The following is a 21,171-nucleotide window of genomic DNA, read 5'->3' as shown; positions in this document are numbered from 1 at the left end:
AGCGACTTTAATGCGTATTTTGCAATTTCTGTGTGTTAGTCTAGGGTGATTAATTTGCAAGCAATTATGACTCTGTAAATGTTGCACTATTTTGGAATTATTACGCACCAAAATAGTGCTTAATCTATATCACCTTTATATTGTTTATATATTTTTACATTAAAAACAACATATTATAATAGTGGCACAAAATCAGCTTGTAAGTATTTAAAGTATCTAAGCAGCAATAATAAAACCCAATAGTTGGAGGACACATGTCACAATCGGTTTTAGATTTTATTAAAGAAAATGACGTTAAGTTCATTGATTTACGCTTTACTGACACAAAAGGTAAAGAGCAACATGTTTCTATTCCTCATCATCAAGTTGATGAAGACTTTTTTGAAGATGGAAAAATGTTCGACGGTTCTTCAATTGCTGGCTGGAAAGGCATTAATGAATCAGACATGGTGTTACTACCTGATGCAGATTCAATCAAGCTTGACCCTTTCACAGAAGAAACAACGCTAATAGTTCGTTGTGACGTGGTTGAGCCTTCTACATTACAAGGTTATGAGCGCGACCCACGCTCAGTGGCAAAACGCGCTGAAGAGTACATGCGTTCTACCGGTATTGCTGACACCGTTTTATTTGGTCCAGAGCCAGAGTTTTTCGTATTTGACGACGTTAAATACAAATCTGACATGTCAGGTTCAATGTATAAAATTGATTCTAAGCAAGCAGCTTGGAACTCAGATAAAGAATATGCAGATGGCAACACAGGCCACCGTCCAGGTATTAAAGGCGGTTACTTCCCGGTTGCACCTGTTGATGATTTTCAGGATTGGCGTTCTGCAACGTGTTTAGTTCTTGAAGAGCTTGGGCAAGTTGTTGAAGCGCACCACCACGAAGTGGCAACTGCCGGTCAGAATGAAATCGCAACTCGCTTTAACACTATGGTTTTAAAAGCAGATGAAATCCAAGAAATGAAATATGTTATTCACAACATGGCTCATTTATACGGAAAAACAGCAACCTTTATGCCTAAGCCTGTTGTTGGCGATAACGGTTCAGGTATGCACTGTCACCAGTCTTTAGCTAAAGACGGCGTAAACTTATTCGCAGGTGATAAGTACGGCGGTCTTTCTGAAGACGCGCTTTACTACATTGGTGGTATCATCAAACATGCTAAAGCAATCAACGCTTTTGCCAATGCATCAACTAACTCGTACAAGCGTTTAGTACCTGGCTTTGAAGCACCGGTAATGCTTGCATACTCTGCACGTAACCGTTCAGCATCAATTCGTATTCCAGTGGTTCCATCTGCAAAAGGTCGTCGTATTGAAGTACGCTTCCCAGATCCAACTGCTAACCCATATCTTGCATTCTCAGCAATGCTTATGGCTGGCCTTGACGGAATTAAAAACAAAATTCACCCTGGCGATGCTATGGATAAGGATTTATACGACTTACCAGCTGAAGAAGCGGCAGAAATTCCAACAGTGGCAGCATCATTAGATGAAGCATTAGCGGCATTAGATGCAGACCGTGAGTTCTTAAACCAAGGTGGCGTATTCACTAACGACCTAATCGATGCTTACATTGCACTTAAGTCAAAAGAAGTTGAAAAACTTAACATGACAACTCACCCAGTTGAGTTTGAAATGTACTACAGCTGTTAATTTATTAACCGATAAATAATGTGTGTTTTAAGCCCGCTCTGCGGGCTTTTTTTATGGTAAATTTAATGGTTCTACACTAAAGTAAAGTATGTTTTAACAATGCAGGTTAGCAGGATGATAGGTAAGGTTTTATTGCTATTAATAGCTTTAATATTAAGCCTTAATAGCCATGCGAATAATAAAAAAATTTACGCATGGAAAGATAAAAATGGTGTACTGGTTTTTTCAGATACCCCCCAACCTGGTGCTAAAGAGGTTAAACTCACTAGCCAACACTTCAACATGCCTGCAACAAATACTGATATTCTTAATACTTCACCAACTAAAACAGCGGTAAAGTTTAAAATTAGCATTACATCGCCAGAGCCCAACCAAGCTATAAGAGAAAACACCGGCTCTGTGTATGTTTCAACTCAGATTGCTCCTCGGTTTGAAGCTGGATTTACCATTGGTTTATTTTTAAATGGCGTTGCCATTGATGAACCTAGTGACACCACTATGCTGGCGTTAAGAGATGTAGAGCGCGGGCAACACAGACTACAAGTTAAACTTTATAATAAACAAAACCAGGTAATTGCAACTAGCCCTGAAAGTGTATTTTTTATGCATCGCAAAGGCCTTAATATAGGTCGGTAATTGCAGTTAAGTACGCACAATTAGCGTATATTTTACTAAAAACCTTGCCTACCTCCCCAGGCGCACTAAAATGGTGCAATAATGATTAACAAAACACATTTTAGCCCAGAGCTACTAAATATAATTTGGCAAAACCAAACCACCGCCCTGATGTTACTTGATGAAAGCTTTACGCTCATTTACGCCAACACTAGTGCCAGTGAATTACTTGGCTTAGGCGAAAAGCGCTTACCAGGGCAAGCGTTCGATGATTTATTTAATTACCACTCTATAGACTTAAAACGTATTGCACAGTATTCGTTAGTTGACGGTGTAGACTGCCACCAGCATAGAGCTGATGTGGTGTTTATCGATTCTCGCCATGCAAAGTTAGCGGTCAGCACACGACGAATAAAGCATAACGACACCTTTTATATTTTATTTGAATGTCGACAAACTGATGACGAAATAAAGCACGATCAAGTCTCAAATCAAATGCACCAATACCAAGCTGCACGTAACTTAATTCGCGGTTTAGCTCATGAAATTAAAAACCCACTGGGTGGAATTCGCGGGGCGGCGCAATTATTGCAGTATGAAGGTGATCAGCAAGAAAGAGATCAATGTGCAGAACTGATAATTGAACAAGCCGATCGGTTGCGTGAATTAGTTGATAGACTCCTTGGACCCAATCAGCTGCCGCAAAAATCGTATGGCAATATACATCAAACATTAGAGTCGGTTGTAAAACTCAGTACCTTAGATAACAACCGCGATATTCGGTTAGTTAAAGACTACGATCCGAGTATTCCTGATGTTTATATTGATCAGAGCAAAGTTCAACAGGTAGTGCTAAACATTGTGCGTAATGCACAACAAGCATTAGTAGATGGTGGCGAAATAAAAATAAAAACGCGGATTAATTACCAGCATCGTCGTCCTGGCAAAGCCCCTAAAAAGGCACTACTTATTCAAGTAATGGATAACGGCCCAGGTATTGATGCTAATTTACGCGACACCTTATTTTATCCTATGACTACCAATAAAGAAGGTGGCTCGGGACTTGGGTTATCTATAGCGCAAACCTTGATTGATCAACATGATGGCTATATCGAATGTGATAGTTGGCCGGGACATACTGAATTTAATATTTATCTGCCGTTTACAGATTAATACTTTGGAGTTTGCATGAAAACAGCTTGGCTTGTAGATGATGATGCCTCAATTCGCTTTGTATTAGAAAAAGCACTGACTCGCGCAGGGTTTGAAGTAGAAAGTTTTGCAGATGCGCAAAACGTACTTAACGCGCTAAAATTTAGTCAACCTAGCGTGTTGATTTCTGATGTGAGAATGCCTGGCATGGATGGTATGGCGTTGCTTGAGCTAATAGCAGAGCAAACGCCGGGGCTACCTGTGATCATTATGACCGCCCACTCAGACCTTGATTCAGCCGTTAATGCATTCCAAAAAGGCGCATTTGAGTATTTGGCCAAGCCGTTTGATTTAAATGAAGCAGTTGCACTGGTGGAAAGTGCGTATCGAGCTAATTCCACTAAAAAAACGAAACGTAAAAGCGCGCCACCCAAAAGTGCCCATATTATTGGTGAAGCCCCTGCTATGCAGGAGGTATTTCGTGCCATAGGTAAACTCTCAGCATCGAGTATGAGCGTACTGATCAATGGAGAGTCAGGTACTGGTAAAGAGTTGGTTGCCAGTGCTTTGCATAACCACAGCCCACGTAAAGAAAACCAATTTATTGCCCTTAATATGGCTGCCATCCCTAAAGAATTAGTTGAATCTGAACTGTTTGGCCATGAAAAAGGCGCTTTTACTGGAGCAGATAGCGTGCGTAAAGGTCGCTTTGAACAAGCTAATGGCGGTACCTTATTTTTGGATGAAATCGGTGATATGCCACTGGATGTACAAACGCGATTATTGCGCGTATTAGCCGATGGCGAATTTTATCGCGTAGGGGGTCATCAAAGTATAAAAGTAGATGTACGCATTATTGCTGCCACCCATCAAAACTTAGAAGAACTGGTAAAGCAAGGTAAGTTTAGGGATGATTTATTTCATCGTTTAAACGTGGTTCGCCTACGTTTACCTGCTTTACGCGAGCGCCCTGAGGATATAGAGCGCCTAGCGCTACACTTTTTACATAAAAGCGCAAAAGACCTGCAAGTAGATAGCAAAGTATTAAGCCCTAAAGCAATTAAACAACTGTGTTTATTTAATTGGCCTGGGAATGTTCGTCAACTTGAAAACACCTGCCGCTGGTTAACCGTTATGGCGCCTGGAGAGCTGATTGGCGAGCAAGATTTACCTCCTGAAATTATTGATAATGCCGCCGCAACACAAGAAGGCGATTGGCTAGATTCATTTCAGCAGTGGCTTAATCAAGAGTTTAAACAAGGTAAAGAAAATATTTGGCCGGATATTCAAGCCCAGCTAGAAACCCGCTTAATAAAAACAGCACTGGCTAATTGTTCTGGCCATAAGCAAGAAGCCGCAGTAAAAATTGGTTGGGGTCGCAATACGTTGACCCGAAAATTAAAAGAGCGCAATATTAGCTGATATTTTATAAGACTAGCGTCCTAGGTTATTAATGAAGTTAATTGAGAACATCCCTTTGTTTAAGCAAATGGAGATTATAAATCGCTTAGATTTTTTTAAAGAATTCACACTTAATGAGCGCCAAATTCTGCTTGAGTCGTTTGGTTTGCTCTATTTGATAAATAAAAATCAGTTTTTATTTAAAGAATTTGATAATGATAAGCGACTGTTTATTGTGCTCAGTGGATCTTTAATGGTGTTTAAACACAATCACCTACTGGAACTGGGCAGTATAGAACCTGGCGAATTTATTGGTGAAGGTGCATTTATTAATAACCGAGAGCGCAGTATTAATGCACGCGCCAAAGAAAGCGCTATAGTACTGGCTATTACTGCCGATGCCCTTACCCGCCTACCTAATGTCATACGTGAAAAAATTAAAGACCGTATTATTGAAGGTATGAGCCTGCGCATTGCAAAACTCTCGGAGCATATAGAAGAGCATGGTTAACAGTTAACTTAATCCATATAAACAACCTGCATTGAACAATTAAGCCAGCCTGGCTTATTTACATGAGCTGTTATGGTATATGTGTCTGATGGTTTATCGCCAAAAGGTGTCTCAACCAATGGCTGTGAATGAGTGTAGGTTTGTGAATAATTGCTGTAGTAAATAACCAAATAGCCGTATAAATATTCCCATTTCAATGTGACTTTTGCGCCGCTGATTAATGTGAACTCAGCATGTTGATCATTAAAGGTTACGACTAGGTCATTAAACTCATCTTTTTCGCACTGGGTTGTTCGCAACCGAGAAGGCATGGTAAAAGCGTCATACGCATTAGTATTTTTTAGATAAAAACCAATATTACCATCGCCATAAAAGTGATTTTCGCGTGTGGTGTAGCTAATTTCGGGTTGATAACCTAGCCCTTGCATAATAGTAGCTAACTGCTCTGTTTCTTGGCGTAAAATTCTATCATTTGATAATAGTAAAGTAGCTACGCCAAATTCCCGAGGGATGTCGTGTTCAACATATTCGTAAGGTAAGGATTGTGATTTAAGTGCGGCCTCTAGCTGCTGACGCTGTGAGTCCGATAAACCTTTACTAAATATATACACTGTAGGTTGTTGGCATGCACTCAACAATAGCATGAGTGCACACGCTAAAATTCCATTTTTCATTATCACCCCCATTGATTACAAGTGTAGTCTAAAGGAGTGATTTAAAATGGCAACTTAATTTATTTGGCTGTTTAACCTGAAGTCTGGTTATTTAGCCATGCATCGACACTCTGACGTTTGTACAGCACTTCATTAAATAACCGATGACGCTCAAATACTAGCTCACTTTGTTTGGTTTTAAGCCCGCTAGTTAGCTGGCTATGGGTATCGTTAAACTTAGAGATAACTGAAAAGCCACGTTCAGTATCTTCTTTTACCTGTTGTGCTAGATGCGCTCTTACATCATCAGCGGTTAACAGATCTGAATGCTCTAAGCCCATTAGCTCTTTTTTCATCGCTAATCTTATGCCCATGTTTTACTCCATTATTTATATTCAATCTCTTATACGGCCGATATTGGCAATTAGCGCGCCAATGTGTAATTTTTTTCGCGTGAAGCTTAACCCTGAATTACTTCAGTTTTTTTAAAGACTATAAAAAGAGATAAAAAGTTTCATAAAAAATCACATAATCAACTCACCTAACAAGCTCACTTTGGTGCAAAATAGCCACTGAGCCTTTATACTACAGCTAATACCACCCCCACTGAGAAACATGATGAACGAAGAATATATAGAAGTTGAGTTAGAAGAAGAGCCTATAGAGCTGTGCAAATTATTAAAGGTATTAGATCTTGTTGAAGGTGGTGGTCAAGCAAAAAACCTAATTAGCGAAGGCTATGTCGGTGTTAACCATGAAATTTGTACAATCAAACGGAAAAAATTATACAGCGGTGATGTACTTGCATTTGATGGCGAGTTGTTTCAATTAACGTTAAGTGAAGATGCCACTCCAGCAGAACGTCCAGTTATTGATGAAACAGTGACAGCAGAAAAAGCCGCGCCAGTAGCAACAACAGAGCCGGCTAAAAATAAACGCAAACGCACTAAAAAGCCTAAAGTTGATGAAAAAACGGGTCGTCGCCCTATTTCATTTGGCTAACATTTGCTTAAGTTATACGTGTTATTAAAAGCCAGTTTGCATCACTGGCTTTTTTATTCTTTAATAGAATATCAATAATAAAAAATAGATGCTTACATGTCAGAAAACACCTCAAACCGCTGGATAAAACCCGTACTTATTACTGCCTTATTATGGAACATATTAGGTATTCTTGCATTTGTCATGCAGCTGTTTCTCTCTCCAGAGATGATAAGTAAACTACCTGAAGAACAACAGCTTGCTTATAACAGCCAACCTCTATGGGCTACTTTAGCGTTTGCTATTGCGGTATTTGGCGGCGCATTAGGATGCGTACTTTTGTTATTCAAAAAGTCACTAGCCACATTAACATTAATAATCTCTTTGGCAGCGGTTCTAGCTCAGCAATACTATAATTTTATGATTATTAATAGCATCAACTTGTTTGGTATTAGCGCTATTTTTATGCCTATTGCAGTCACGATAATTTCGATTGCATTGGTGTATTTAAGTTTCCATTTAAAGCAACAGGACTACTTTAAATAACACTTTTTTGAGTTTAGTTTTGTGGTCAATTATTACTCAGAGTATCTCTTGAATTTTAACTTTTGGCCTTCATCTCTATTTAAATAACGACCAAAATAAATTATACAGTATGGTATTTTTTATCATGGTACACACTTTGCAAATCACTACAGAGGTCACTTTTACAAGAATATTAATCTAATTTATTGAAGGGACAAATAATGAAAAATAGTTTCGACACCCAACAACAGCTCACTATCAATGGCGAGCAATATCATATCAACTCGCTCATGGGACTTGGCGATAAAGCCAAACGCCTGCCTTTCTCGTTAAAAGTATTGCTAGAAAACTTACTACGTAACGAAGATGGTGTGAATATTAAAGAACAAGATATTCAGGCCTTATTAGATTGGGATCCAAAAGCGAAGCCCTCTGCCGAGGTGGCGTTTACTCCAGCCCGCGTAGTAATGCAAGATTTCACTGGTGTCCCTGCAATTGTTGATTTAGCTGCCATGCGTGATGCAATGGAAAGGCTCGGTGGTGATCCTGCAAAAATAAACCCGCTTTCTCCTGCAGAGCTGGTAATTGATCACTCGGTGCAAGTGGATGGTTATGGTAAAGATGGCTCATTCGACTTAAATTCAAAATTAGAATATGAGCGCAACAAAGAGCGTTACGAATTTTTACGTTGGGGACAAACCGCATTTGATAACTTAAAAGTTGTACCACCCGCAACCGGTATAGTTCACCAAGTGAATTTAGAGTATTTAGCCCGCGTAGTATTTAATGATACAAAAAACGGCAAATCATTAGCCTACCCAGATACACTAGTCGGCACAGATTCTCATACAACTATGATTAATGGTTTAGGCGTACTTGGCTGGGGTGTAGGTGGCATTGAAGCCGAAGCCGCCATGCTTGGCCAACCTATTAGCTTGCTTATTCCACAAGTTGTGGGTGTTAAATTAAATGGTCGCTTACCTGAGGGCACTACAGCAACCGATTTAGTACTTAGCGTTACTGAAATGCTGCGTAACCACGGTGTGGTAGGTAAGTTTGTTGAGTTTTATGGTGACGGCCTTGCCGATTTGCCACTTGCCGATAGAGCAACTATCGCTAATATGGCGCCAGAGTATGGCGCAACCTGTGGTATTTTCCCTATTGATGATGAAACGATTAATTACTTACGCTTAACTAATCGCGATGAGAAGCAGCTCAAACTAATTGAAGATTACGCTAAACACCAAGGCTTATGGCGTAACGATGGCGACGAAGCACATTATACCGATAAGCTTGAACTAACTTTAGATGATGTTGTGCCTAGCCTAGCAGGCCCTAAACGCCCGCAAGATAGAATTACTTTGGATAAAGCCGGCAAGGTTATTGGTCAGCACTTAAAAGACTTTCAAGACGAGCGTATGGCACGTCGTGATAAAAGCGATGAAGAGCAAGCGCGTATTGAAAGCGAAGGCCCTACTATCAATCCAGATGAACCAACTGATGAAGCGCAGTTTATGGGCGCAGCAAAAGTAAACTTTAATGGAGAAGAATTTGAGTTAAATGATGGTGCCTGTGTTATTGCTGCAATTACTAGCTGTACAAACACATCTAACCCAAGTGTTATTTTAGCTGCCGGTTTAGTAGCTCAAAAAGCACGTCAGTTAGGTATTAATGTAAAACCTTGGGTTAAAACCTCACTTGCGCCAGGTTCACAGGTGGTTACCGATTACCTTGAAAAAGCAGGGTTGATGGATGACTTGGATGCACTCGGCTTTAATTTAGTGGGTTATGGCTGTACCACATGTATTGGTAATTCAGGCCCACTTGCCGATGAAATTAGTGAAGCGATTCAAAAACACAAATTAGTTGTAAGCTCAATTTTATCGGGTAACCGTAACTTTGAAGGGCGCATACATCAAGATGTTAAAATGAACTTTTTAGCGTCGCCTCCTTTAGTAGTTGCCTATGCCATAGCGGGTAGAACCGATATTGATGTTTACAACGAGCCACTAGCGCAAGATAAGCATGGTAACGATATTTACCTTAAAAATATTTGGCCGAGCGTTAAAGAAGTAAGTGAACTAGTAAAAAGTACGGTAACTAAAGAGATGTTCGAAAAAAGCTATGCCAATGTTTACGATGGCGACAGTCGTTGGCAAAAAATTCAAATACCTGATGGTAAACTTTACGATTGGGACGGTGCTTCTACTTATATTAAAAAAGCGCCTTTCTTTGATGGTATGAGTGTTGAACCACCGGGTATTCCAACTATTGAGGGTGCGCGTTGTTTAGCTAAACTGGGGGATTCGGTGACTACCGATCATATTTCACCAGCAGGTGCAATTAAGGCAGAGGCACCGGCAGGGCTTTACCTACAAGAAAATGGGGTTGAAAAAGCGCAATTTAACTCTTATGGATCACGACGTGGTAATCACGAAGTAATGATGCGCGGTACGTTCGCAAATGTGCGCCTTAAAAACTTACTGGCTCCTGGAACCGAGGGCGGTGTTACCCGCACTCAACCTGACGATAAGCTAGAAAGTATTTATGATGCGGCAATGGCATATCAAGAAAGTGGAACACCCTTAGTGGTTCTAGCAGGTAAAGAATATGGTACCGGCTCCTCACGAGATTGGGCTGCAAAAGGCTCATTATTACTCGGTATTAAAGCTGTGATAGCACAAAGCTATGAACGTATTCACCGCTCTAATTTAATTGGTATGGGCGTACTTCCTTTACAATTTAAAGAAGGTGAAAGCCATGAATCACTAGGCTTAACTGGGCAAGAGCAATTTGATATTCAAGGGTTATACGATAAAACCGACGAAGTCAGTGTTATTGCCACTAACAGTGAAGGTAAACAAATTAGCTTTAGTGCCGATGTGCGTATTGATACTCCGAAAGAGTGGGACTACTACAAACATGGTGGTATTTTACAGTACGTACTGCGCAATATGCTCGACTAGCAGCTTAAAACGAAAATGCAGCCCAGCTCAGTAATGAGCTGGGCTTTTTTATATTATTAATCGATGCTTGCGCTAAATCAATTCCGCTTTATAAAGATTATATAAACTAAGAAGACACGCTGCGCAGAGGTCGCTATGTCTTCAATTGTAATAATAAGACTACTTAAAACATCGATTTTGCTTGGGTTGTGCTTAATAGTGACAGGCCATGGTTTAATTGTATCGAGCTACATTACCAACCAATACGGCATTCAAGGTATTATTACTGCAGCTGCCTGCATTGCAATTGGTGTGTTTTTATCACTGCCAACTAAAATTTATTTAACCATATTATTAATGGAAGCAGAAAAGCGCTATTTAGAATCACAGCAAATCAAACATCCCGAAGCTAAAAGCCGCTAAAACTTTCGACCTCTTTACTGCGTTGCTCTATTCTCTTTTTAGCTTTTTCAGCATCTTCAAATAGCTTATTAATTGATTCACTGTTGTATATCTCTGGTGCCCGCTGAGGAAAAGGCTTTACTGCTGATTTAGCACTGCCACTCAAAATGGCGGTATCTTCTGCAACCACGACATTGATATCGGCGGGGTTAAGCTTAACCACTTCGCTTTTACCATTCTTATTTGGTACATCTGAGAAATGCCACTGTCCTTGCTCATCTTGCCATTTATAAATTGGCTCGGGAGTTTCTGACTCAAAGTTAGCCCCAGTGATTTTTTCATCCGCTGTGGTAATTGCTGAGGTAATACTATCTAACGCGCTAGATGAAAGCGCTATCATTTCATTCTTGATCTCTGTTGATTCATTATAAATATGAGAAGTGCTTAGCCAAGGCTGGCCATTAGGTTTTTTAATATAAAACAATAAGATAATAGCAATTATCATCACTGACACTGCTAAATAGGTGAAGTATTTCATAGCGTTCCTGCTGTGTGTTTAATCCATCATCACAACTAATATAATAAAAAAGAACCAATTCAGCAAATATTTAACAACAAAAAACGCAGCAAAGGCTGCGTTTTTTCATTTTATAGCTTTGAATAATAATATAATTAAATACCATCTCCATCTATATGCAGGCCACACTCACGATTCAAGCCAAAAAAGCGGGTTTCTTCTTCACTCATGCCGGGCTCTAATTTACGCGTGGTATGTATATCCCCCATCGACACATAACCTTGCTCCCATAATGGGTGGTATGGCAAATTGTGCTTTGTTAGATACTGATATATATCGCGATTATTCCATTCAATAATGGGATATACTTTTACCGTGCCTCGGCTTATTTCTAGTACTTGCTTTTCAGCACGGCTTGAGGATTGATCTCGACGTAGGCCACTAAACCAAGTGCTCGCATTTAGCTCCTTTAAAGCGCGTGTCATTGGCTCTACTTTATTAAGCTGGTTGTATTGCTTAATACCTGCCTCACCTAACTCCCATAATTTTCCAAATTTAGCCTCTTGCCATGCAGGGCTCAGCTGCGCTTTATACACTTTTAAGTTAAGTGATAACTGCGAAGTCATTTGCTCTATAAACTGATAAGTTTCTGGAAATAAGTAGCCAGTATCTGTTAATACCACAGGTATATCGGGGCGCTGTGCAGTCATTAAGTGCAACATTACTGCAGCTTGGATACCAAAACTCGATGATAAAAACGCAGTGTCAGGCAAGTGCTCTAGAGCCCATGTAACGCGCTGCTCTGCGCTCATGTCAGCCAGTAAACCGTTCGCATCAGCTAACATGGCCTGTTGGCTTTTTTTATCTAGCTTTAATATGTTTTTAAATTCACTCATGGTCAACTTTAAACCTCACCAGCGCTTTGCGCTACTTTTAAATTATGCGTAAAAATCGGTAACGGATACTTTTACTTCTGCAACAATACCTTTGCGAATAACAAAATCACCAAAACATTCGCCATCATTACGCTCACTAACCCATTGTCCAATGAGTTTATCGAATGCTTCTAAGTAAACCTCTTCGCCAACATTTTCAAGGTAAAGCTTTGGAATACGTGTACCCTCCGTATTACCCCCAAGGTAAACGTTGTACTTACCTGGGCCTTTGCCGACCAAACCTGCTTCTGCTAGCATGGCACGACCACAGCCATTCGGACAACCAACTACACGCATAATGATGCTGTCATTTGGCACCCCGTGCTTGGCTAATAAGCCTTCTATTTTTTCAATTAAACTCGGTAAGTAACGCTCAGCTTCGGCCATAGCTAATGGGCAAGTTGGCAATGCCACACACGCCATTGAATTTTTGCGTTGCTCAGTGTCCTTATCGTCAATCAAACCATGATTGCGGGCTATTTCTTCAATTACTGCTTTTTGATCGGCCGGTACACCGGCAATAATTAAGTTTTGATTTGCCGTCATGCGAAAATCACCTTGATGAATTTCTGCAATTTTGCGACACCCTGTTTTAAGCGGCTTATTTGGGTAATCTAAAATACGACCACTTTGAATAAATAGGGTTAGGTGGTGCTTACCATCAATGCCTTCTACCCAACCAATACGATCCCCTCGGTGAGTAAACTCATAAGGGCGGCTTGGTGCAAAGCTCACGCCCGCACGCTTTTCAACTTCAGCTTTAAATACTTCAGTGCCAACACGATCAAGTGTGTATTTAGTTTTTGCATTTTTACGATTTGAGCGGTTACCCCAATCACGCTGAACAGATACCACGTGCTCAGCAATTTTTAACGTATCTTCTAGGCTAATAAAGCCAAAGTCGTCCGCTTTACGCGGGTAGGTTGCTGTATCGCCATGGGTCATCGCTAGACCGCCGCCTACTAACACGTTAAAACCAACGAGTTTGCCATCCTCAGCAATCGCCACAAAGTTTAAATCGTTAGCATGTACGTCCACCTCATTATTAGGTGGGATCGTCACTGTGGTTTTAAACTTGCGCGGTAAATACGTTGAGCCTAAAATAGGCTCTTCTGTGGTTTCAGATTTTTCGCCATTGAGCCAAATTTCAGCGTATGCCTTCGTTTTAGGTAATAAGTGTTCAGAAATTTTTGCTGCCCACTCGTAGGCCTCTTGATGTAACTCAGACTCAACCGGATTGGTAGTACATAACACATTACGGTTAACATCACCGGCGGTGGCAATCGAATCAATTCCAACACTATTAAGCAATTGATGCATACCTTTAATTTCAGGTTTTAATACACCATGAAACTGAAATGTTTGGCGAGTTGTTAAACGAATACTGCCATAACTGGTTTTATCACCAGCAAATTTATCAATTGCAAGCCATTGCTCTGGCTTAATAATACCGCCAGGCATACGTGCGCGTAGCATCACATTATGCAATGGCTCTAGCTTTTGTTTAGCACGTTCAGGACGGATATCACGATCATCTTGTTGATACATGCCGTGAAAACGAATTAACTGGAAATTATCGGCGGTAAAACCACCGGTGATCTCGTCTTTTAAATCTTGCTCTATCGTGCCACGTAAAAAGTTGCTTTCTCTTTTCAAACGCTCGTTATCAGAAAGCTTTACGTTTTTATCTTGTTCGCTCATGTTTAATCCTAAATTTGTTACAGTGACGGCTGTTAGCGTTACTTTTTATAAAGTAAACAATGTGTACTTAGTACACGTCTTTCTGATAGCGATTTGCGCTTCTTAAGTCTTTTAAGTACTGCTCTGCGTCTTCATAGCTTTTACCGGTGTTTTCGCTAATGATATCAACTAAGGCATTGTGTACATCCTTTGCCATGCGGTTAGCGTCGCCACAAACATAAAAATGAGCGCCCGCTTCTAACCAATCAAATACTTCTTTTGAGTTTTTACGTAACTTGTCTTGTACATAAACTTTTTCTGCTTGGTCACGGCTAAACGCTACATCAATCTTACTTAGTAAACCTGACTTTAAGTACCCTTGAATTTCTACTTGGTACAAGAAGTCTTGAGTAAAGTGTGGGTTACCAAAAAACAGCCAGTTTTTACCTGTTGCTTCTCGTGCATCACGTTCTTGTAAAAAGGCGCGAAATGGCGCAATACCAGTACCTGGACCAACCATAATAATTGGTGTGTCATCACTTACTGGTAAGCGGAAGTTATCGTTATGTTCACTGAACACTTTTACTTTACAGCCTTCTTCTGCGCGGCGTGCTAAGTACCCTGAACAACCACCTAAGTGCTCTGTGCCAAACGCTTCAAACTCAACTAATGCAATAGTTAAGTGCACCTCATCTTCAACCTCAGCTTGGCTAGAAGCAATTGAATATAAACGTGCTTGTAATTTACGCAGGCAATCCACTAGTGTTTGCGCTTCTAATTTAGCAGGGTTTTGTGCAACCACATCAAAGATTTGACGAGGCTCAATGTATTCGCGCATTGCGCCTTTATCTTCTACTAGCTTAAGCAGCTCAGGGGTGCCTGTAGCCGTGGCATATTTTTCAACAAAGCCAGGGTAGGATTGTGTTAGCTCTAATTTTTCAATTAAGGCATCACGCACGCTGAGTTCTTCATCGCCAAGTTTAACGCGGCTAGTTGGATCAATTTGCGTTTGCGCTAGTAGCTCATCTACACGGGCTTCATCATTTAAAAAGTAAATACCGAGTGAATCACCAGGTGTATACGTAATGTCTGACCCTTCTAGTGAAATTTCAACATGGCGTACATCTTTGGTTGAATCACGACCGGTAATTTTTTGCACTAAGCTTAGCTCTGCCGCAAACGGATTTTGCTTTGTGTACTGACTAGCCGCTGCTGCAGGAGCGCCAAATGGCATAGAAACAACTTGACCGCCTGTCGCACCTTGCTGGGCTTTTAAGTCTGGTTCAAACGCATTTAATGCGCCCTCAATCCAAGTGGCTGCTTCGTCATCATAATCAACGTCTAGGTCGGCGCGTTGATGAATAACCTCTGCACCTAATTTAGTTAAACGCTCTTCAAAGTCTTTAGCGGTTTGGCAGAAAAATTCATAGCTAGAATCACCTAAACCTAATACTGCAACTTTGACACCATCAAGCTTTGGCGCTTTTTTAGTAATTAAAAATTCATACAGTGTTTCGGCGTCTTCTGGTGGCTCACCCTCGCCGTAAGTCGATACAACAACGGTTAAAAACTTTTCTTTTTTCAGGGCTGTCGGTTTGTAATCTGACATACTAACCAGTTTTGTTGCTAAGCCGCGAGACTCAGCTTGCTCTTTAAGTTTAGTCGCCACCGCTTTAGCATTACCTGTTTGCGAACCATATAAAATGGTCAACGCTGCCGCTTCCGAGGTTGCGGGTGTAACTGAAGCTGGTGCGCCTAGCGCTGCAGAATTAGCATTAGCAGCTAAGTAGCCGCTAACCCACGCTTGCTGAATTGGATTAAGCTCAGCCACTAAACCTTGTAGCTTTTGTACTTGCTCTTGCGAAAGCGGACTTGCTAGCGCATTGAGTTGACCTAACAACATGAATTTTTCCTCATAACCCTGAACGTTAAACACAATGCTTGTTCACATTGTTTAAAATGAGTGCCACCTCACTCAGAAAGTTCTGTTGAGGTTAATTGAGTATGCAGGATAGCCGCCTAAGCATAGATAAAAAAAGAATAGAATCTGCTTTGATATTCCATTTAGTTATTAAGTTACCTAAAAACCTGCGAAATAGACCTAAAAGGGTTTTATTGTCTTTTATGAAATTTTAATTTAACAATTTTGTAACTTTAATGTTCTAAGGTATATTACGCAAAAATATAAATAGGAACACCTATGTTACACGGTATATATAAAAACAAATTACTTTTGAGCACCTTGTTATTATCCTCATTACCCGCGATGGCTAATGTGGTTAATGGCAACTTTGAACAATACAGTGGCAACACCCCAGATGCGTGGACAGTGATTGATAGCGGTATTAACGTATCTGCCAACAGCACAGTCGTAAGCACAGGCTCACAAGCAGCAGCGATTAGCGTTAATACAGGCACACAAAGCAATACTGATTTTTTGCAGCAAGTCGCTGTTGAAATGGGTAAAACTTATGAGTTCTCAGTAGATGTGTATCATACCGAAGGCCATCTTAAGGCGCGTTTGTTGATAGATGGTTATCAAGGCTATTCAAATCCAGCACAAACCAACCAATGGCAGAGTATAACTTACAGCTACACAGCTGATAGTAATAAAACCATTGATGTCGGCTTACGCTTTTATGATACAACGGGATTTGATGGTAGCGAGTTAGTTTATGTTGATAACTTCTTGCCCAATAATGACAGCAGTGGCTCTGTGAGCTGCGCAGATAACAGCCTTACCTTTAGCCTAACCACAGATAACTACGGCGAAGAAACCAGCTGGCAAATAGCGCACAACCAAACCGGTGTCGTTGCAAGCGGAAGTGGGTATGCTGCAAACACCCAATATACCGAACAATTATGCGTAGCCGATGGTGAGTATACATTTACTATTAATGACAGCTATGGCGATGGTATTTGCTGTTCATATGGCAGTGGTAGCTACGCCTTGAATAATGAAAGCACATTGCTTGCCAGTGGAGCTAGTTTTCAAACAACCGAGGCTACCGCTTTCTCATTAGGAAGCCCTGAGCCAACACCGACGCCAACCGGCTATTATGTGACAACCCAAGGCTTGTCTGGTTACACGCTAAAAACTGAGCTTTATAACATTATTAATAATCATAATGCTCAAGGGTATTCTGCTATTTGGAATTTTTACGACGCATCGGCGCGTGATAAATACTTTGAAAACGATAATAGTATTTTAGATATGTACAGCGAGAAGCCCAATGGCTCTGATAGCTACACATACACAGCCGTTAGCGATCAATGTGGCACCTACAGTGGAGAGGCGGATTGCTACAACCGAGAGCATTCGTTCCCTAAAAGTTGGTTTGGTGGAAAAGTTGAACCGATGAACTCTGATGTTCATCATATTTACGCCACAGACGGCTATGTAAATTCAAAACGAAGTAACTTCCCGTTCGGTGAAGTAGCAAGCGCTTCGTTTACCTCAACCAACGGCAGTAAATTAGGCTCTGCAAGTAATACGATTAATTACAACGGTACTGTATTTGAACCTATTGATGAATTTAAAGGTGACTTTGCTCGTGCTTATTTTTACATGGCAACCCGCTACGAAAATGTGATTGGTGCTTGGCAAAATAACACCGCAGCTAGTAATGACGTGCTTAATGGCACCAATACCCAAGTATTTGAAAGCTGGGTTGTGGCCATGCTGTTAAAGTGGCATAACAACGACCCTGTTAGCCAAATGGAATTAGACCGCAACCAAGCAGCGTTTGAATTTCAGGGAAATCGTAACCCGTATATCGATCACCCTGAGTTTGTAGAGATGATTTGGTAAAAGGGCTTCGGGCTTCGGGCTTCGGGCTTCGGGCTTCGGGCTTCGGGCTTCGGGCTTCGGGCTTCGGGCTTCGGGCTTCGGGCTTCGGGCTTCGGGCTTCGGGCTTCGGGCTTCGGGCTTCGGGCTTCGCAGAAAAGCATATGCCTTTGTATTCGCAAAGGCTTTTTTATTTTGATTACTTCTTTACCCTCGGGTTTAGGTCTAAGTTACGGCTAGTAAGCCCACTGCGAGCGTCGACGTAAAACTTTAAACTTATCGCTTTTTTAAACGCAAAAAAAACCCCAGCAAAAGCTGGGGTTTCTTATAAAACAGACTTAATTAAAAATTAAGCTTGTTTTGGACGTTCAACAACCTCTACCAAAGTCCAAGATTTATTCTTAGAGATTGGAGCGCATTCACGGATAGTAACTACGTCACCCGCTTTTGCAGTGTTATCTTGGTCATGTACGTGTAACTTAGTCGTACGTTTGATGAATTTCCCATAGATTGGGTGCTTCACGTAACGTGCGATAGCAATAGTGAAAGATTTTTCCATCTTGTCGCTAATTACACGGCCTTGAAGAGTACGAATTTTATCGCTCATTATTGACCTGCCTTCTGGTTAATAATTGTTTTTACACGCGCGATATCGCGACGTACTGTTCTTAGCGTGTGTGTCTGAGCTAGCTGACCAGTGCTTGCTTGCATGCGCAGGTTAAACTGCTCACGAAGAAGACCTAGAAGTTCAGCATTAAGCTCTTCTACGCTTTTATCTTTTAGTTCGTTTGCTTTCATCACATTACCGTCCGAGTTACGAAAGTTGTTTTGAATGGCAGCTTACGAGCAGCAAGGTTAAACGCTTCACGAGCAAGCTCTTCTGAAACACCTTCCATTTCGTAAAGTACTTTACCAGGCTGAATTTCAGCAACCCAATATTCAACAGAACCTTTACCTTTACCCATACGAACTTCAAGAGGTTTTTCTGTGATCGGCTTGTCAGGGAAGACACGGATCCAGATTTTACCTTGACGTTTCACGTGACGTGTCATAGCACGACGAGCTGCTTCGATTTGACGAGCAGTCATGCGGCCACGACCAGTAGCTTTCAAACCGAAAGTACCGAAGCTTACTTTGTTACCGTTTTGCGCTAGACCACGGTTGCGGCCTTTATGCATTTTACGGAATTTTGTACGTTTTGGCTGTAACATTACTCGCTACCTCTACTTAGCACTTTTTTGGCTTTCTTTGGTGCGCGTTTAGCTGGCTTCTCTTGCTCTTGTACTAGTGGTAAACCACCAATAACTTCGCCTTTGAAGATCCAAACTTTAACACCAATGATACCGTAAGTGGTTAAGGCTTCAGAAGTTGCGTAGTCGATATCAGCACGAAGAGTATGTAGAGGTACACGACCTTCACGATACCATTCTGAACGTGCGATTTCTGCGCCGCCAAGACGACCGCTAACTTCAACTTTAATCCCTTTAGAACCGATGCGCATTGCATTTTGTACCGAACGCTTCATAGCGCGACGGAACATAACACGACGCTCTAGCTGAGAGGCAATGCCGTCTGCTACTAGTTGTGCATCTAGTTCTGGTTTACGTACTTCAGAAATATTAATCTGAGCAGGTACACCAGCGATTTTAGTTACCGCTTGACGTAATTTTTCTACGTCTTCGCCTTTTTTACCGATAACAACACCCGGACGAGCCGTGTGAATAGTTACTCGGATAGATTTTGCTGGACGCTCAATAACGATTTTAGACACAGAAGCCGCTTTCAATTCCTTAGTAAGGAATGTACGTACTTTGTGATCGCCAAAAAGCTGTGCAGAGAAATCTTTTGAATTCGCGTACCAGGTAGAAACCCAAGGTTTAGATATACCTAGGCGAATACCAGTAGGATGAACTTTTTGTCCCATTACTTATATCTCCTAGCTATCTGAAACCACAACAGTGATGTGGCTTGTACGCTTAAGGATGCGGTCTGCGCGTCCTTTAGCACGTGGCATAATACGTTTCATTGTTGGACCATCGTCCACAAAGATCGTTGTTACACGTAGCTCATCAATGTCAGCACCTTCGTTATGCTCTGCGTTAGCAATAGCAGACTCAAGTACTTTCTTAACTAATACAGCCGCTTTTTTCGGGCTGTACGCCAGGATTTCTAGTGCGCGATCGACAGGTAACCCGCGGATCTGATCTGCAACTAGACGTGCTTTTTGCGCCGAACCAGAGGCGAATTTATGTTTAGCTAATGCTTGCATTTATCTTCCCCTCTTAACGTTTCTTCGCTTTCTTATCCGCAGCATGGCCACGGTAAGTGCGAGTTGGTGCAAATTCACCTAGTTTGTGACCGATCATTTCGTCAGAAACGAAAACTGGTACATGCTGGCGACCATTATGGACAGCAATGGTCAATCCGATCATGTTAGGTATGATCATTGAACGACGGCTCCAAGTTTTAATTGGCTTCTTTTCACCGCTTTCCAAAGCTTTCTCTACCTTCTTCAGCAAGTGTAGGTCTATAAAAGGACCCTTCTTGAGAGAGCGTGGCATGGCTATTCCTCAATATTACTTAGTACGACGACGTACTATAAATTTATCCGTACGCTTGTTCTTACGCGTCTTAGCACCTTTAGTCGGTTTACCCCATGGAGACACAGGATGACGACCACCAGATGTACGACCTTCACCACCACCGTGTGGGTGATCAACCGGGTTCATGGCAACACCACGAACTGTCGGACGAATACCACGCCAGCGATTTGCACCTGCTTTACCAAGTGAACGAAGCATATGCTCAGCATTGCCTACTTCACCTAGCGTAGCACGACAATCAGACTCAACTTTACGAACTTCGCCTGAACGAAGACGTAATGTTACATATTGACCATCACGAGCAAGGATTTGAACGTATGCACCAGCAGAACGTGCGATTTGAGCACCTTTACCTGGTTTTAATTCTACGTTGTGAACAGTCGAACCTACAGGCATATTACGCATTGGTAATGCATTACCAGGTTTGATTGGTGCATCAACACCAGACTGGATTGCATCGCCAGCTTTTAAGCCTTTAGGTGCGATAATGTAACGACGCTCACCGTCTGCATATAATACAAGAGCGATGTTTGCGCTACGATTTGGATCATATTCTAAACGCTCAACAGTGGCTGGAATGCCATCTTTAGTACGTTTAAAATCGATTAAACGGTAATGCTGCTTATGACCACCACCGATATGACGAACCGTAATACGACCATTGTTATTACGACCACCTGATTTAGAGTTTTTCTCTAATAGTGGTGCGTAAGGTTTACCCTTATGTAAATCTGGGTTAACCACTTTAACTAGGTGACGACGACCCGCAGAAGTTGGCTTACACTTTTGAAGTGCCATAATTC

The 21,171-nt window shown here is 41.4% G+C and carries 23 protein-coding genes; 10 read left to right on the top strand and 13 right to left on the bottom strand.

What is annotated here, in order from left to right:
- Positions 1-254: 254 nt before the first annotated feature.
- From glnA to AB8618_RS00270, 5 genes are all read left to right on the top strand, one after another.
- Positions 255-1,661, top strand: coding sequence for a glutamate--ammonia ligase (glnA, locus tag AB8618_RS00290; RefSeq protein ID WP_413401094.1), 1,407 nt, complete (start codon positions 255-257; stop codon positions 1,659-1,661).
- A 114-nt stretch (positions 1,662-1,775) separates the two neighbouring features.
- Entirely contained in the window at positions 1,776-2,297 is a 522-nt protein-coding gene (locus AB8618_RS00285; RefSeq protein ID WP_409424385.1) for a DUF4124 domain-containing protein, read from the top strand.
- Positions 2,298-2,378: 81 nt separating this feature from the next.
- Positions 2,379-3,449 carry a nitrogen regulation protein NR(II) gene (glnL, locus tag AB8618_RS00280; protein ID WP_413401093.1) on the top strand — a complete coding sequence of 357 codons (1,071 nt, stop codon included), beginning with the start codon at positions 2,379-2,381 and terminating at the stop codon, positions 3,447-3,449.
- A 15-nt stretch (positions 3,450-3,464) separates the two neighbouring features.
- Entirely contained in the window at positions 3,465-4,850 is a 1,386-nt protein-coding gene (gene ntrC / locus AB8618_RS00275; protein ID WP_010391999.1) for a nitrogen regulation protein NR(I), read from the top strand.
- A 31-nt stretch (positions 4,851-4,881) separates the two neighbouring features.
- On the top strand, positions 4,882-5,340 hold the full coding sequence (locus tag AB8618_RS00270; RefSeq protein ID WP_008108381.1) for a Crp/Fnr family transcriptional regulator: 459 nt from the start codon (positions 4,882-4,884) through the stop codon (positions 5,338-5,340).
- Positions 5,341-5,348: 8 nt separating this feature from the next.
- Here AB8618_RS00270 and AB8618_RS00265 read toward each other — a convergent pair whose 3' ends face one another.
- Entirely contained in the window at positions 5,349-6,014 is a 666-nt protein-coding gene (locus AB8618_RS00265) for a hypothetical protein (protein WP_413401092.1), read from the bottom strand.
- 71 nt (positions 6,015-6,085) lie between these two features.
- A complete protein-coding gene (locus AB8618_RS00260; RefSeq protein WP_008108379.1) occupies positions 6,086-6,367 on the bottom strand; it encodes a hypothetical protein in 282 nt (93 codons plus the stop codon).
- A 244-nt stretch (positions 6,368-6,611) separates the two neighbouring features.
- On the opposite strand from AB8618_RS00260, the gene AB8618_RS00255 reads away from it, so the two are divergent.
- The 4 genes from AB8618_RS00255 to AB8618_RS00240 all read left to right on the top strand — a co-directional run bounded on the left by AB8618_RS00255 (position 6,612) and on the right by AB8618_RS00240 (position 10,867).
- Positions 6,612-6,995, top strand: coding sequence for an RNA-binding S4 domain-containing protein (locus AB8618_RS00255; RefSeq protein WP_008108378.1), 384 nt, complete (start codon positions 6,612-6,614; stop codon positions 6,993-6,995).
- Between the two features lie 96 nt (positions 6,996-7,091).
- Positions 7,092-7,520, top strand: coding sequence for a hypothetical protein (locus AB8618_RS00250; protein WP_409424379.1), 429 nt, complete (start codon positions 7,092-7,094; stop codon positions 7,518-7,520).
- Between the two features lie 200 nt (positions 7,521-7,720).
- A complete protein-coding gene (acnA, locus tag AB8618_RS00245) occupies positions 7,721-10,465 on the top strand; it encodes an aconitate hydratase AcnA (RefSeq protein WP_413401091.1) in 2,745 nt (914 codons plus the stop codon).
- A gap of 135 nt (positions 10,466-10,600) precedes the next feature.
- Entirely contained in the window at positions 10,601-10,867 is a 267-nt protein-coding gene (locus AB8618_RS00240; protein ID WP_409424377.1) for a hypothetical protein, read from the top strand.
- Here AB8618_RS00240 and AB8618_RS00235 read toward each other — a convergent pair.
- The 4 genes from AB8618_RS00235 to AB8618_RS00220 form a co-directional block, all read right to left on the bottom strand.
- On the bottom strand, positions 10,854-11,384 hold the full coding sequence (locus AB8618_RS00235) for a DUF4124 domain-containing protein (protein WP_413401090.1): 531 nt from the start codon (positions 11,382-11,384) through the stop codon (positions 10,854-10,856). The genes AB8618_RS00240 and AB8618_RS00235 overlap by 14 nt on opposite strands.
- Before the next feature lie 134 nt (positions 11,385-11,518).
- Positions 11,519-12,259 (bottom strand): phosphoadenylyl-sulfate reductase, encoded by a 741-nt coding sequence (locus AB8618_RS00230; protein ID WP_413401089.1) that lies wholly within the window; start codon positions 12,257-12,259, stop codon positions 11,519-11,521.
- A gap of 42 nt (positions 12,260-12,301) precedes the next feature.
- Positions 12,302-13,999: an assimilatory sulfite reductase (NADPH) hemoprotein subunit gene (gene cysI, locus AB8618_RS00225; RefSeq protein ID WP_413401088.1), complete on the bottom strand. Its 1,698-nt coding sequence runs from the start codon at positions 13,997-13,999 to the stop codon at positions 12,302-12,304.
- Positions 14,000-14,066: 67 nt separating this feature from the next.
- The gene (locus AB8618_RS00220) at positions 14,067-15,881 is read right to left on the bottom strand and encodes an assimilatory sulfite reductase (NADPH) flavoprotein subunit (RefSeq protein ID WP_413401087.1); all 1,815 of its coding nucleotides are present in this window, start codon (positions 15,879-15,881) and stop codon (positions 14,067-14,069) included.
- 297 nt (positions 15,882-16,178) lie between these two features.
- On the opposite strand from AB8618_RS00220, the gene AB8618_RS00215 reads away from it, so the two are divergent.
- A complete protein-coding gene (locus tag AB8618_RS00215) occupies positions 16,179-17,789 on the top strand; it encodes an endonuclease (protein ID WP_413401086.1) in 1,611 nt (536 codons plus the stop codon).
- A 325-nt stretch (positions 17,790-18,114) separates the two neighbouring features.
- Here AB8618_RS00215 and rpsQ read toward each other — a convergent pair whose 3' ends face one another.
- From rpsQ to rplB, 7 genes are read right to left on the bottom strand one after another with little or no spacing between them, the layout of a single operon-like run.
- A complete protein-coding gene (gene rpsQ / locus AB8618_RS00210) occupies positions 18,115-18,372 on the bottom strand; it encodes a 30S ribosomal protein S17 (RefSeq protein ID WP_413401085.1) in 258 nt (85 codons plus the stop codon).
- Positions 18,372-18,563 (bottom strand): 50S ribosomal protein L29, encoded by a 192-nt coding sequence (rpmC, locus tag AB8618_RS00205; protein ID WP_008108355.1) that lies wholly within the window; start codon positions 18,561-18,563, stop codon positions 18,372-18,374. The genes rpsQ and rpmC overlap by 1 nt, the downstream gene beginning before the upstream one ends.
- Positions 18,563-18,976, bottom strand: a complete 414-nt coding sequence (gene rplP, locus AB8618_RS00200) for a 50S ribosomal protein L16 (protein WP_008108352.1) — start codon at positions 18,974-18,976, stop codon at positions 18,563-18,565. The genes rpmC and rplP overlap by 1 nt, the downstream gene beginning before the upstream one ends.
- A complete protein-coding gene (gene rpsC, locus AB8618_RS00195) occupies positions 18,976-19,689 on the bottom strand; it encodes a 30S ribosomal protein S3 (RefSeq protein WP_418157324.1) in 714 nt (237 codons plus the stop codon). The genes rplP and rpsC overlap by 1 nt, the downstream gene beginning before the upstream one ends.
- A 12-nt stretch (positions 19,690-19,701) precedes the next feature.
- Positions 19,702-20,034 carry a 50S ribosomal protein L22 gene (rplV, locus tag AB8618_RS00190; protein ID WP_004588690.1) on the bottom strand — a complete coding sequence of 111 codons (333 nt, stop codon included), beginning with the start codon at positions 20,032-20,034 and terminating at the stop codon, positions 19,702-19,704.
- A gap of 13 nt (positions 20,035-20,047) precedes the next feature.
- The gene (gene rpsS, locus AB8618_RS00185; protein WP_004588689.1) at positions 20,048-20,326 is read right to left on the bottom strand and encodes a 30S ribosomal protein S19; all 279 of its coding nucleotides are present in this window, start codon (positions 20,324-20,326) and stop codon (positions 20,048-20,050) included.
- A gap of 15 nt (positions 20,327-20,341) precedes the next feature.
- Positions 20,342-21,166: a 50S ribosomal protein L2 gene (rplB, locus tag AB8618_RS00180; protein ID WP_007376192.1), complete on the bottom strand. Its 825-nt coding sequence runs from the start codon at positions 21,164-21,166 to the stop codon at positions 20,342-20,344.
- Positions 21,167-21,171 lie beyond the last annotated feature (5 nt).

It is taken from the genome of Pseudoalteromonas sp. RW-H-Ap-1, assembly GCF_048318575.1.
In the GTDB taxonomy this organism is placed as follows: domain Bacteria; phylum Pseudomonadota; class Gammaproteobacteria; order Enterobacterales; family Alteromonadaceae; genus Pseudoalteromonas.
Note: the sequence above shows the minus strand (reverse complement) of the source record. Positions and strands in the feature narration are given on the sequence as shown.

What these genes read in the sequence shown, in the direction of transcription:
- rplP (WP_008108352.1), bottom strand. Translation starts at nt 18,976, where the DNA reads ATGTTACAGCCAAAACGTACAAAATTCCGTAAAATGCATAAAGGCCGC.
- rpsQ (WP_413401085.1), bottom strand. Translation starts at nt 18,372, where the DNA reads ATGAGCGATAAAATTCGTACTCTTCAAGGCCGTGTAATTAGCGACAAG.
- AB8618_RS00235 (WP_413401090.1), bottom strand. Translation starts at nt 11,384, where the DNA reads ATGAAATACTTCACCTATTTAGCAGTGTCAGTGATGATAATTGCTATT.
- AB8618_RS00270 (WP_008108381.1), top strand. Translation starts at nt 4,882, where the DNA reads ATGAAGTTAATTGAGAACATCCCTTTGTTTAAGCAAATGGAGATTATA.
- AB8618_RS00265 (WP_413401092.1), bottom strand. Translation starts at nt 6,014, where the DNA reads ATGAAAAATGGAATTTTAGCGTGTGCACTCATGCTATTGTTGAGTGCA.
- rpmC (WP_008108355.1), bottom strand. Translation starts at nt 18,563, where the DNA reads ATGAAAGCAAACGAACTAAAAGATAAAAGCGTAGAAGAGCTTAATGCT.
- AB8618_RS00255 (WP_008108378.1), top strand. Translation starts at nt 6,612, where the DNA reads ATGAACGAAGAATATATAGAAGTTGAGTTAGAAGAAGAGCCTATAGAG.
- AB8618_RS00285 (WP_409424385.1), top strand. Translation starts at nt 1,776, where the DNA reads ATGATAGGTAAGGTTTTATTGCTATTAATAGCTTTAATATTAAGCCTT.
- AB8618_RS00230 (WP_413401089.1), bottom strand. Translation starts at nt 12,259, where the DNA reads ATGAGTGAATTTAAAAACATATTAAAGCTAGATAAAAAAAGCCAACAG.
- rpsS (WP_004588689.1), bottom strand. Translation starts at nt 20,326, where the DNA reads ATGCCACGCTCTCTCAAGAAGGGTCCTTTTATAGACCTACACTTGCTG.
- glnL (WP_413401093.1), top strand. Translation starts at nt 2,379, where the DNA reads ATGATTAACAAAACACATTTTAGCCCAGAGCTACTAAATATAATTTGG.
- acnA (WP_413401091.1), top strand. Translation starts at nt 7,721, where the DNA reads ATGAAAAATAGTTTCGACACCCAACAACAGCTCACTATCAATGGCGAG.
- AB8618_RS00220 (WP_413401087.1), bottom strand. Translation starts at nt 15,881, where the DNA reads ATGTTGTTAGGTCAACTCAATGCGCTAGCAAGTCCGCTTTCGCAAGAG.
- rpsC (WP_418157324.1), bottom strand. Translation starts at nt 19,689, where the DNA reads ATGGGACAAAAAGTTCATCCTACTGGTATTCGCCTAGGTATATCTAAA.
- AB8618_RS00215 (WP_413401086.1), top strand. Translation starts at nt 16,179, where the DNA reads ATGTTACACGGTATATATAAAAACAAATTACTTTTGAGCACCTTGTTA.
- cysI (WP_413401088.1), bottom strand. Translation starts at nt 13,999, where the DNA reads ATGAGCGAACAAGATAAAAACGTAAAGCTTTCTGATAACGAGCGTTTG.
- rplB (WP_007376192.1), bottom strand. Translation starts at nt 21,166, where the DNA reads ATGGCACTTCAAAAGTGTAAGCCAACTTCTGCGGGTCGTCGTCACCTA.
- rplV (WP_004588690.1), bottom strand. Translation starts at nt 20,034, where the DNA reads ATGCAAGCATTAGCTAAACATAAATTCGCCTCTGGTTCGGCGCAAAAA.
- AB8618_RS00250 (WP_409424379.1), top strand. Translation starts at nt 7,092, where the DNA reads ATGTCAGAAAACACCTCAAACCGCTGGATAAAACCCGTACTTATTACT.
- AB8618_RS00260 (WP_008108379.1), bottom strand. Translation starts at nt 6,367, where the DNA reads ATGGGCATAAGATTAGCGATGAAAAAAGAGCTAATGGGCTTAGAGCAT.
- ntrC (WP_010391999.1), top strand. Translation starts at nt 3,465, where the DNA reads ATGAAAACAGCTTGGCTTGTAGATGATGATGCCTCAATTCGCTTTGTA.
- AB8618_RS00240 (WP_409424377.1), top strand. Translation starts at nt 10,601, where the DNA reads ATGTCTTCAATTGTAATAATAAGACTACTTAAAACATCGATTTTGCTT.
- glnA (WP_413401094.1), top strand. Translation starts at nt 255, where the DNA reads ATGTCACAATCGGTTTTAGATTTTATTAAAGAAAATGACGTTAAGTTC.